6 protein-coding genes are annotated in these 7,990 nt (G+C 61.5%); 5 read left to right on the plus strand and 1 reads right to left on the minus strand.

The window, feature by feature from the left end; all coding sequences use genetic code 11:
* Nucleotides 1-85 precede the first annotated feature (85 nt).
* From SMD31_RS15685 to SMD31_RS15695, 3 genes are all read left to right on the plus strand, one after another.
* Nucleotides 86-1,180 carry a putative 2-aminoethylphosphonate ABC transporter ATP-binding protein gene (locus SMD31_RS15685; RefSeq protein ID WP_320501836.1) on the plus strand — a complete coding sequence of 365 codons (1,095 nt, stop codon included), beginning with the start codon at nt 86-88 and terminating at the stop codon, nt 1,178-1,180.
* Nucleotides 1,173-2,882 carry a putative 2-aminoethylphosphonate ABC transporter permease subunit gene (locus SMD31_RS15690; protein WP_320501837.1) on the plus strand — a complete coding sequence of 570 codons (1,710 nt, stop codon included), beginning with the start codon at nt 1,173-1,175 and terminating at the stop codon, nt 2,880-2,882. Before SMD31_RS15685 ends, SMD31_RS15690 begins: the two co-directional genes overlap by 8 nt.
* A gap of 99 nt (nt 2,883-2,981) precedes the next feature.
* Nucleotides 2,982-4,616 carry a Na/Pi cotransporter family protein gene (locus tag SMD31_RS15695; protein WP_320501838.1) on the plus strand — a complete coding sequence of 545 codons (1,635 nt, stop codon included), beginning with the start codon at nt 2,982-2,984 and terminating at the stop codon, nt 4,614-4,616.
* A gap of 7 nt (nt 4,617-4,623) precedes the next feature.
* Here the strand turns inward: SMD31_RS15695 and SMD31_RS15700 are convergent, their stop codons facing one another.
* Nucleotides 4,624-6,279 carry a DEAD/DEAH box helicase gene (locus SMD31_RS15700; RefSeq protein WP_320501839.1) on the minus strand — a complete coding sequence of 552 codons (1,656 nt, stop codon included), beginning with the start codon at nt 6,277-6,279 and terminating at the stop codon, nt 4,624-4,626.
* A gap of 172 nt (nt 6,280-6,451) precedes the next feature.
* Here SMD31_RS15700 and SMD31_RS15705 point away from each other — a divergent pair, with 172 nt between their 5' ends.
* A complete protein-coding gene (locus SMD31_RS15705) occupies nt 6,452-6,994 on the plus strand; it encodes a hydrolase (RefSeq protein WP_320501840.1) in 543 nt (180 codons plus the stop codon).
* Between the two features lie 34 nt (nt 6,995-7,028).
* Nucleotides 7,029-7,484, plus strand: a complete 456-nt coding sequence (locus SMD31_RS15710) for a DUF1489 family protein (protein ID WP_320501841.1) — start codon at nt 7,029-7,031, stop codon at nt 7,482-7,484.
* Nucleotides 7,485-7,990: the final 506 nt, after the last annotated feature.

Genomic DNA, 7,990 nt, shown 5'->3' on the forward strand with positions numbered 1-7,990 from the left:
CGAGCGTCCACTGACCCACATGTGATGAGGGACGATCCCGCTGCATCTGCAGCGGGATCGTCTCGCTTTTTCAAGGCAGCTTGTCATGACTCGCGGAAACCCCTATCTGCGCATCGAATTCGTCAGCAAGAATTTCGGCGACTTCCAGGCGCTGAAGAGCATCTCGCTCGACATCTATCCGGGGGAATTCGTCTGCTTCCTCGGCCCGTCAGGCTGTGGCAAGACGACGTTGCTGCGTGCCATCGCCGGGCTCGACATTCAGACAAGCGGCCGTATTCTCCAGAACGGTGTCGATATTTCCGGCCTGCCGCCATCGCAACGCGATTTCGGCATCGTCTTCCAATCCTATGCGCTGTTCCCCAACCTGACGGTGGCGGCCAATGTCGGCTATGGCCTAACCGGGGGCAGGATGTCGCGCGCCGACATGGCCAGGCGCGTTTCGGATCTTCTGGCGATGGTCGGGCTCTCTGGCCAGGAACAGAAATATCCCGCTCAGCTTTCCGGTGGACAGCAGCAACGCGTCGCCCTGGCGCGTGCCCTGGCGATGTCGCCGGGTCTCCTTTTGCTTGATGAACCCTTGTCGGCTCTCGATGCCCGCGTGCGCCAACATTTGCGGTCCGAACTTAAGCAATTGCAGCGCCGCATCAATGTGACCACCATCATGGTGACGCACGATCAGGAAGAGGCCTTGGCGATTGCCGACCGCATCGTCGTCATGAATGAAGGCCGCATCGAGCAGGTTGGCACGCCGATGGAGATCTATCGCCAGCCGGCCGCGGCCTTTGTGGCCGATTTCGTGGGTCACATGAATTTCCTCGCCGTTGAAATCGAACCGGGCCGCGCGATCCGATTGGGAGAAGTCGTGCTCGACATTCCTGGCGCCGGCCTGGTGGCGGGGCAGGGGGCGACGCTTTGCATTCGACCCGAGGACATCCAGGTGCGTGGCATCGCGCCTGAGCAGGGCAACACCGTCATGACACGCATCGAGCACATGGAGTTCCTCGGCTCCTTCTGCCGTGCCGAATTGCGACTGACCTGCGGGCGGAGCCTCCGCGCCGACTTCTCGATCAATGCGATGCGCGATCTTGGCCTTGTGCCTGGCCAGGCACTGCGCGTTGCCCTGCCGCGCGATCGCGTGCGGCTGTTCCCCCAGGGCCAAGGCGTGGCGCATCATGGCTGACATCGCCTTCTCGGCCACGACCACGGCACCACGCGTCAAAGCGCGCGTCAGCGCTGAGGAATGGGGCGCACGCGGCGCTCTCCTGGCACTTGGCGCCTATCTTGTCGTGACACTCGCTTTGCCACTTTACACGCTGTTGACGAAGAGCGTGCAGGACAAGGATGGCCAGTTCATCGGCCTTGCCAATTTTGCCCGCTATGTCGACGACCCGGCGATGCTGCAATCCCTGGGCAACACCTTATACGTGGCCGTCCTCGGGACGATTGTCACCATCAGCCTGGCTTTCATCTATGCCTATGCATTGACGCGAACATGCCTGCGGGCGCGTGGAGTCTTTCGCGCCATTGCATTGATCCCACTTCTGGCGCCCTCGCTGCTGCCGGGGCTGGCCCTGGTCTATCTCTTCGGCAATCAAGGAATCCTGAAATCCGTGCTGTTCGGGCATGAGGTTTATGGCCCGATCGGCATCGTCGTCGGCGAGGTCTTCTTTGCCTTTCCCCACGCGCTGATGATTTTGGTGACCGCACTGTCCGTGGCGGATGCGCGACTGTATGAGGCGGCCGAATCTCTGCGCGCCCGGCCGGCGCGAATCTTCTTCACAGTGACACTGCCGGGGTGCCGCTATGGATTGGTGAGTGCTGCACTTGTGGTGTTCACCCTGATCTTCACTGATTTCGGCGTGCCGAAGGTCATCGGCGGCTCCTATAACGTGCTGGCGACCGATGTCTATCGGCAGGTGATCGGCCAGTTCAATTTCCAGATGGGGGCGGTCGTTGGTCTCATCCTGCTGCTGCCGGCGGTGCTTTCCTTTGGGATCGACCGGATCGTGCAGCGCAAGCAGGTCGCCTTGCTGTCGGCACGCGCGGTGGCGTTGCAGCCCAAGCCACGTCCCGGCATCGATCGGCTGTTTTTGATCCTGGTTGGGCTGGTGGCCGGCTTCCTGCTGCTGGTCCTCGGCATGGCGGTGTTCGGGTCGCTGGCCAAACTCTGGCCTTATAATTTGAGCCTCACGCTCAAATGGTATGATTTCTCCCGCGCCGGTACCGATGGCTGGGGGCCTTATTTCAATAGTTTGCGGTTGGCCGCCTGCGTCGCCTTGATCGGCACGGTGATCATCTTTTGTGGCGCCTATCTGATCGAGAAGAGCAGGGGGGCTGGGCGGCTGCGGACAGCGCTCCATTTCCTCGCCATGGTGCCGCTGGCGGTGCCGGGCATTGTGCTGGGTCTTGCCTACATCTTCTTCTTCAACGCCCCCGACAATCCGCTCAATGTCATCTACGGCACGATGACCGTGCTGGTCGTCAACACGGTCTGCCACTTCTACACAGTCAGCCACCTGACAGCAGTCACCGCGCTGAAGCAAGTCGATGCCGAATTCGAGGCGGTCGGTGCTTCGCTCAAGGTCCCGTTTTACCGCACGTTCTGGCTGGTGACCGTGCCAATCTGCCTGCCGGCCATTCTTGACATCGGCGTCTATCTCTTCATCAATGCCATGACCACCGTCTCGGCCGTCATCTTCCTCTATTCCGCCGAGACCAAGCTGATGTCGATCAACGCCATCAATACCGACGACGCCGGCAACACGGCGACCGCCTGCGCCATGGGCGTCGTGATCGTGGCGACCTCGGCCGTCGTCAAAGGGTTGCAGGTGCTGATAGCCGGTGGCCTCGAACGGCGGACGCAAGCGTGGCGCAAGCGCTGATCTAAGCGTCGGTTCCAGGCTGCCATCGCCCGGTGCCGGCCCTGTATGTTACAGTTTCGTGACACTGCGGGGCGGTTCCCGAGTCGAGGCGATTGACAAATGATCTTCCTGCTCAACTTGTTCGGCGCGGCCGCGCTGCTTCTATGGGGCCTGCGCATGGTGCGCACTGGCGTGCTGCGGGCCTATGGCGCACAGCTGCGACAGAGCCTCAGCAAAGCGACCGGCAATCGCTTCACCGCGTTTCTCTCTGGCCTCGGCATCACCTGCCTGCTGCAGTCATCGAGTGCCACGGCCCTCTTGTCCGCTTCGTTCGCGTCGCGTGGCCTCGTGACGACAGCCGGCGCATTGGCCGTGATGCTGGGGGCCGATCTCGGCACCAGCCTTGTCGCACAGGCCTATTCCTTCAAGGTGGGTTGGATTTCACCCCTGCTGATCGTCATCGGCTGGGTGATGTTCAATAAATTCGAAGATTCGCAGGTGAAGGATCTCGGGCGGGCGATCATCGGCCTCGGTATCGCGCTGCTGGGTCTCCACCTCATCACCGAGGCGGCCGAGCCGATACGCGATGCGCCGCTTCTGCCGCAGATTCTGCAGGTGATGAGCGACGCCCCCGTGTTTGGTGTCCTGGTCGGTGCCGCGCTCACCGTGCTCTCGACCTCGAGCCTCGCCGTCGTCTTGCTGGTCATCAGCTTCATGGCCAAGGCCCTGGTGCCGATCGACCTGGGCCTCGCGCTGATTCTGGGCGCCAATCTGGGCAGCGCCGTGATGCCGATCCTCGCCACCTCGGGCGAGCCGCCCGAGGCACGCCGGGTGCCGATCGGCAACCTCATTTTCCGCGTCATTGGCGTCACACTGGCCGTGCCGTTGATCGGCCTGGTGCAGCCTTATCTGGCGGCGCTGCAGGCTGAGCCGGCGCGCCAGGCACTCAACTACCACGTGGCCTTCAACCTGGCGCTGGCGCTGATCTTCATCTGGTTCACCAGTCCGATCGCTCGCCTCACGGCGCGTCTGCTGCCGGACCAGGTGAATACCGACGATCCGAGCAAGCCGCGCTATCTGTCGCAAGGTCCGATAGATCAGCCGACCATCGCACTCGCAAATGCCGGGCGCGAGGCGCTCCGCATGGGCGATCTGGTCGGGCAGATGCTGCGCCAGTCGCTGGCGGTCTTTCGCGCCGATGATCGACGCCTGATCAAGCAGGTCAGCGACATCGACAGCCAGGTGGACCGCCTCAATGAGGCGATAAAGCTGTATCTCACCGGCGTCAGCCGCGAGTTGATGGACCCCAAGGACCAGAAGCGGGTGGTCGATCTCATCACGTTCATCACCAATCTCGAGCATATCGGCGATATCGTGGATAAAAACCTGATGGAGCTGGCGGCGAAGAAGGTGAAGTACCAGCTCAAATTCTCGCCTGAAGGCACGCTGGAGCTGGACGAGATCCACGAGCGCCTGACGCACAATCTGGAACTGGCGATGAATGTCTTCATGTCGGGCGACATCAAGCTGGCCAGGCAGCTATTCGCCGAGAAGCAGATATTCCGGGAGTTGGAGCGCAATGCCGCCGAGAATCACCTCGAACGCCTGCGTTCAGGTCGCATCGAGAGCATGCAGACAAGTGGCCTGCATCTCGACATCCTGCGCGATCTGAAGCGCATCAACTCGCATCTCGCCATTGTCGCCCAGCCGATTCTGGAATCGGCTGGGGAACTTAGCCCGACGCGCTTGCGATAGCGTCAGCTCACTTGCCTGTGCGGCGGTCGCCGCCGGGCAAGCGCACCGGGCGACGCAGGAAGGCGGGCAGATGATCGCCAAAGCCGTGACCGGCGATCATGGCGTCTTCCTCGTGCTGCGGCTTGGCATGGGCACGCCGCTGATGGCGATTCTCATGCGGCTGCACCGGAACGATCGGCTTTTGTCCATCGACCGGCGCCACTTCCATCGTCATCGGCAGCGCGGTGCTCGCTTCCAGCAGATCATGCCGATGCAAGGCTTCGCTGGGATGCGGAATGGCGGCGTCGATCACGGCATCGGCGGCCACAGCCTGTGTCGAGTCCTTGCGGCCACCGCGACGGCGGCGACGCGACTTGCCTTCAACCGCCGGTGATTCGGATGCTTCGACAACCGGTGCCAACACCGATTCCGGCGCTGTGGCTGGCTCGACGCTTTCCGAACGCGATGATCGTGTGCGCTCGCGACCGCGACCGCGCGGGGCTGCCGCACCGCGGCTGCGACCACGACCGCGACGGCCATCGCCTTCTTCGAACGGCAGGGAAGCAATACCCTCGATCGTCACGGTCGGTATTTCCTTGCCGATCAGTTTGACGATGGCCGCGACATTCTTGCCGTCATAGGGCGTGGCAAAGGTGAAAGCGCGACCCTCGCGGCCGGCGCGGCCCGTGCGACCGATGCGGTGCACGTAGTCTTCGGCATGGATCGGCGTGTCGAAATTGAACACATGGCTCAAGCCCGCGATGTCGATGCCGCGTGCGGCAACGTCGCTGCAGACCATCAGCGATGCTTCACCGCGTTTAAACATTTCCAGCGTATCGCTGCGCGCGGATTGCGCCATGTCGCCATGCAAACGGACGGCTTTGAAGCCGTGTTTGGTCAGCGATTTGTAAAGGATGTCGACGTCGACCTTGCGGTTGCAGAAGATCAGCGCATTGCCGACGTTTTCGGAACGAATGAGGCGACGCAGCGCTTCGCGCTTGTCCATCTCATCGACCACGATGATGCCCTGGGTCACGGTGGTCGCCGTGCTGGCAGGGGCCGAAACGGTGACTTCCTTCGGGTTCATCAGGAAGGCGTCGGCGAGGCGCTTCACTTCCGGCGCCATGGTGGCCGAGAAGAACAGCGTCTGGCGAATCTTCGGCAGCAGGCTGACGATGCGCTCGACATCGGGGATGAAGCCCATGTCCAGCATGCGGTCGGCTTCGTCGATCACCAGGATCTTCACGTCGATCAGCAGGATCTTGCCGCGTTCGAACAGATCGAGCAGGCGGCCCGGCGTCGCGATGAGGACGTCGACGCCACCCATCAGCCTGGCTTCCTGTTCGGCGAAACCTTCGCCGCCGATAATCAGCGCGTGCTTCAGGTTGTTATATTTGCCGTATTTCTCGAAGTTCTGCGCAACCTGGGCCGCGAGTTCGCGGGTGGGTTCGACGATCAGCGAGCGGGGCATGCGCGCTTTGGCACGCCCGTTTGCCAGGATGTCGATCATCGGCAGGGTAAAGGATGCCGTCTTGCCGGTTCCGGTCTGTGCACAGCCCAGGACGTCGCGTCCCATCAGGACCGTCGGAATGGCTTGGGCCTGGATCGGCGTCGGCTCGGTGTAACCGGCTTCGGTGACGGCACGAATTAGCTCGGGGCTGAGCCCCAGTTCGGGAAAACCCATTGTGTCTCGAAAATGAAGGGGCCGATCATACAAGCAAAACGGCCGCCCTCGGCTCCCGTGGCGACCGCCGCTTTTGTGGCCGGACTATAGGCGGAAGCTGACTTTTGTCAATCGCGGGCCGTCGCTATGCTTGTGGAAATGCCGTCAAATCCGCGTGTTCTTCGAGGTGCCCATGTTGATCGAGCGAGCGAAATCTCAACTGCTGGTTGTTGATGCCCAGGAGCGGCTGGCGCCGGCCATCAATGATGGGGCCTGGGTCGAGCGTCAAATTGGCGTATTGCTCGATGCGGCACGTGCGCTTTCGGTGCCCGTCATTGTGTCCGAGCAGTACCGGAAGGGATTGGGTCTCACGCTGCCCGGGTTGATGGCTCGGACCGAAGGCACCCAACCGATTGAGAAGATGGCGTTCTCTTGCTTTGCAAATGATGCGTTGCGGGCGGCGCTGACGAACGATTCGACGCGCCACACGATCATCTGCGGCATGGAAGCCCATGTCTGCGTGCTGCAGACGGCGCTCGAAATGCGTGAAGCTGGGCTGAGGGTTCACGTCGTTGCTGATGCGATCGGCTCGCGGCGTCCGGACAGCCGCCAGGTTGCGCTGGAGCGGATGCGCGGCGCCGGCATTGACGTCGTGACGACCGAGATGGTGTTGTTCGAATGGCTGCGGACGGCTGCCGCCCCCGAATTCAAGGCGGTTTCAAAGCTGATTCGCTGATTTCCTCTCTCTGACATCACGATTCTCGACAAGCATGACAGTCCATCTGGTGAAACTCTGCGTCGGCGTCGACAGCGTCGCCGAATTGGTGCGCTACCGTGAAGAACTGCAGCGCAAGCGGCGCGCTGCGAAAAAGCCATTGGAGGACCAGCATTGGACGCGGTCGTTTCCAAAGCGTGCCGAAGAAGTGCTGGATGGCGGCTCGCTCTATTGGGTCATTCGTGGGCGCATTGCCGCGCGCCATCGGATTCTACGCCTCGATGAGGTCGAAGACGAGCAGGGCAAGCCCTACTGCGCCATCGTCTATGACCCGACGGTGATTGTGACGGAAAGCCACCCGCGTCGGGCTTTCCAGGGCTGGCGCTATTTGGAAGTGGATGATGCGCCGGCGGATCTCGCCGATCAGCGGACGGCGCTGCGCCAGGCCATGGCGGAAGAGGACCTCCCTGAGGATCTGCGCGACGAGCTTCGCACCTTGGGTCTCCTCTAGAGGCGGGGAGAGGCTGGTTTTGCTGGGGTTTTGGTACTTTTTTAAGATGGCGAAATTTTTGTGCTTGCAAGTCTCAATCCGACTCGCCTATAAGCCGCCCACCGAACGGGGCCGACTGGTTCGTCGGTTACCGGTTCGAACCGGCGGCTGAAAAGCCCCGGCAAGATCTGGCGAAGCAGGTAGAGGCGAAAGCCTCATACGACTTGTAACGCCATCCCGGCATCGCTATATTGCACGGCTTCACCGGCCGAGTCTGGCTGGTGGGTTCCCGTGTGTGACTGCGGGGCCAAGCTATTTGAAATTGTTAGCGAGAAGAAGGGATACGCGGACGGCGGGTCTTAATGGCCTGATTGCAGCGATGAAGTTGCAAAGCCGTTTCGTGTTTCTCGGATTTTGGATCTAGGGCTTGGTCGGTTCGCTGACTGGGTCTGTGGTTTGAAGTCCACTATGCAGTAAGACGATGACGTGTTTTGCGACGGATCAATTGGTTAACGTCGGTGATTAGG

Origin of the sequence: Dongia rigui (assembly GCF_034044635.1) — a bacterium.
In the GTDB taxonomy this organism is placed as follows: domain Bacteria; phylum Pseudomonadota; class Alphaproteobacteria; order Dongiales; family Dongiaceae; genus Dongia; species Dongia rigui.

Excerpts from the sequence above, each read along its gene's own strand:
- SMD31_RS15685 (WP_320501836.1), top strand. The coding sequence starts at position 86 with ATGACTCGCGGAAACCCCTATCTGCGCATCGAATTCGTCAGCAAGAAT.
- SMD31_RS15710 (WP_320501841.1), top strand. The coding sequence starts at position 7,029 with ATGACAGTCCATCTGGTGAAACTCTGCGTCGGCGTCGACAGCGTCGCC.
- SMD31_RS15705 (WP_320501840.1), top strand. The coding sequence starts at position 6,452 with ATGTTGATCGAGCGAGCGAAATCTCAACTGCTGGTTGTTGATGCCCAG.
- SMD31_RS15695 (WP_320501838.1), top strand. The coding sequence starts at position 2,982 with ATGATCTTCCTGCTCAACTTGTTCGGCGCGGCCGCGCTGCTTCTATGG.
- SMD31_RS15690 (WP_320501837.1), top strand. The coding sequence starts at position 1,173 with ATGGCTGACATCGCCTTCTCGGCCACGACCACGGCACCACGCGTCAAA.
- SMD31_RS15700 (WP_320501839.1), bottom strand. The coding sequence starts at position 6,279 with ATGGGTTTTCCCGAACTGGGGCTCAGCCCCGAGCTAATTCGTGCCGTC.